Annotated in this window: 3 protein-coding genes; 2 read left to right on the top strand and 1 reads right to left on the bottom strand. The window is 68.7% G+C overall.

From position 1 onward, the window contains the following. Positions 1-119 precede the first annotated feature (119 nt). Positions 120-659, top strand: a complete 540-nt coding sequence (locus ACZ619_RS45735; RefSeq protein WP_469611976.1) for a hypothetical protein — start codon at positions 120-122, stop codon at positions 657-659. A 286-nt stretch (positions 660-945) separates the two neighbouring features. After that, positions 946-1,674: a Mu transposase domain-containing protein gene (locus tag ACZ619_RS45730; RefSeq protein ID WP_469611975.1), complete on the top strand. Its 729-nt coding sequence runs from the start codon at positions 946-948 to the stop codon at positions 1,672-1,674. 323 nt (positions 1,675-1,997) lie between these two features. On the opposite strand, the gene ACZ619_RS45725 is transcribed toward ACZ619_RS45730, so the two are convergent. Next, positions 1,998-2,153 (bottom strand): hypothetical protein, encoded by a 156-nt coding sequence (locus ACZ619_RS45725; protein WP_469611973.1) that lies wholly within the window; start codon positions 2,151-2,153, stop codon positions 1,998-2,000. Positions 2,154-2,624: the final 471 nt, after the last annotated feature.

Here is a 2,624-nt window from a genome sequence, read left to right as displayed (position 1 = left end):
GGCCCAGGGACAGACACCGGCCTGCTTCCCGCCTGGCCGGCAGGGGATGCCGTTCGAGAAGCAGGCGAAGCCCTCGGCGAACAGGACGCGGGGCCATTCGCGTCCCTTTTGTCCGCCCGATGCGCGGCATCAAGGGTGGCAGAATCCCCACCACGTTTCCTGCTTCTCTCACCACGGAGGAGGTGGAGGCGGTCACTCAGGCTGCACTGCGGGATCCCGCCCTTCGCGTGGTCGTCGCCCTGTCCGGAATCCATGCCATGTCGGCCCTCCAGATCCGCACGCTGCTGGACCAGGTGAACTTGGCCGGGTGTCGGCTGAACTGCGAAAACCTCAACCGTCCCCTGGACGAGTACAGCGCCGACGCGATCGCCTACCGGCGTGACCGCTGGCCGAACAGCACCAATCCGCATCTGCTGATCAGCCGGAACACGGCCACCACCACGACGGCAGTGGGCACCTTCTGGCTGGACAAGCTGGTCAGACCGCTGCCCGTGGGCCTCGGCCGGCTGCGGCAGGACCGCATCCTGGAGGAGGCCCTCGCCAACGGCGCGGATCCTCTCCACCTCGCTCATGTCTTCTCACTCGGCGCCAGGACCAGCCTCCGCTACACGACCGCCGTCGCCGTCTCGGCCGCCGAACATGATCCGAGCACCCCCTGAACCGCCGTGCTCATACACATCAACTTCCTGCCTGCACCTGTGGGTTCGTTGCGAGGACCTTTCAGAATTCGCGAACTCACGGAGGTTCGGCTTCGACGCCTTCTACTGCATCCCGGGTCAGGAAGGCGCCCACGAGAAGGGCGGGGTTGAGCACGAGGGCGGACGCCACCGGCGCACGCGCCTGGTCCTGGTTCCCGAAGTTGCCACCCTGGAAGAACTGAACGCGAAGATCGCGGAGATCGATGCGGCCGAGGACGAACGGATCCTCGCAGGTCGGCTGACGACCGTGGGCTTCAACTTCTTCACCGAGGCCGACCAGTTGGCGCCGCTGCCGTTCAAGAGTTTCGAGTGCGGCATCACCCTGACGCCGAAGGTCGACCGCAGCAGCCGGATCACGGTGAGGCAGTGCCACTACTCGGTGCCGTCCCGCTCCATCGGCCAGAACGTGCGGGTGCTTCTGCGCGGCAACGAACTGCTCGTCTTCGAACGGCGGGAGGTCGTCGCCCGCCACCCACGGCTGACCCGCAGGGGCGACTTCCGTGACGAGCCCGACCACTACCTGGAGATTCTCCTGGTCAAGCCCGGGGCGATGGCAGGTTCGACCGCGCTGGTCACCGCCCGGCAGAACGGTTCGTTCACCGAGGTCCACGAGGCGTTCTGGGCCGCGGCCCGGGCCGCCCACGGCGACGCGGCCGGGACGAGGGCACTGATCGAGGTTCTGCTGCTGCACCGGCGGATGCCGGCGACGGCTGCCGAACAGGGCATGGCCGCTGCGGTCCGGGCGGGTGCCATCACCGCCGACGTGGTTGCCGTCGAGGCCCGCAGAACCGCCGCGCTGGCCCCGCCACTGCCTGAGGACCTGGATGGCGAGGGTGCGCCGCCGCCCTGGGCCGAGCCCAGCGCAGTGGTCTCGCTGACGGCCCGCCGGGCTCAACCGCCTGAGGACAAACGGCCGCTGCCGAGCGTCGCCCACTACGACCAGCTCCTGACGCGTCAACCAAAAGGCACCGCATGAGCAGGACCGACACCACGGCCGCCCAGGTTCCTCCGCCCCGCCGGGACATGGGGCCGGAGGAGGCCGTGGACACGGCCATCGACGAAGCCTGCCGGGCCCTGCACCTGCCCACGATCCGGAGCAGAGTCCAGGAGATGGCCGCCGAGGCCATGCGGCAGCGGTCCAGCTACAAGGACTTCCTGGCGACCGCCTGCCCTGATGGGGCAGCGCGTATCCCCGCCCAACTCCACTGGCGGCGGGCAGGGCGACTTCAGGCTCTGCAGCGTTCCTACGCGGGGGGCCTGGGCGGGAGTCGGGCAGCACCGCCCGGGGCACGCGGTGGCTCAGGAAGTGCCGGAGGGGTCCCCGTCCGTGGTGCTCCCGTGCTGCGCCTTGGGCAGCAGCAGCTCGGACACGAAGGCCCGGGTCAACTCCGTGGTCGTGAACGTCCTGTGGGTGTCGTCCTTGACGAGACCGGGCAGCAGGACCCGAGGAGGCAAGCGGCGGCTCTCCCTGCTGACGGCCTCGACACCGCCATCGACCGCTCCTTCTGCTTCACGGTCTATGGACTCTTGAGCCATCGTCTGCACCTATTCCACACGCGGAGTTTGCGGAGCCGACCGGCTCAACTCTGGCAGGTACGCTGCCCGGCGTGCCCGCGAATGCCAGACGACCGGCAGGCCGTTCAGACCACACTTTCATCGAGCTGGGCAACCACCGTCTCTTACAAGCCAGGGGCGGCCGCCCCGGCTCCAGGCCGTCGGTGTGAGCGTGCGCTCTCTCCGGAGCGGGTAGAGACGGGTGCCGGACGCCCGGAGTCTTCCCCGGTGGTGGGCCCGATAGCTGGCGATCACGGCCGGGCTGCTGGATCACATTCGGGCCTTGACCCCGGAGTTTGAACACGTCTATGCGGCTCGGGCCAGGGTAGTTGGTGTTGGGTGGACGGTGATCTCGTAGGTGATCGGGGCTCG

The organism is Streptomyces sp. NPDC104367, assembly GCF_055583825.1.
The sequence above is the reverse complement of the archived record's forward strand: the minus strand, read 5'-3'. Positions and strand labels throughout refer to the sequence as shown.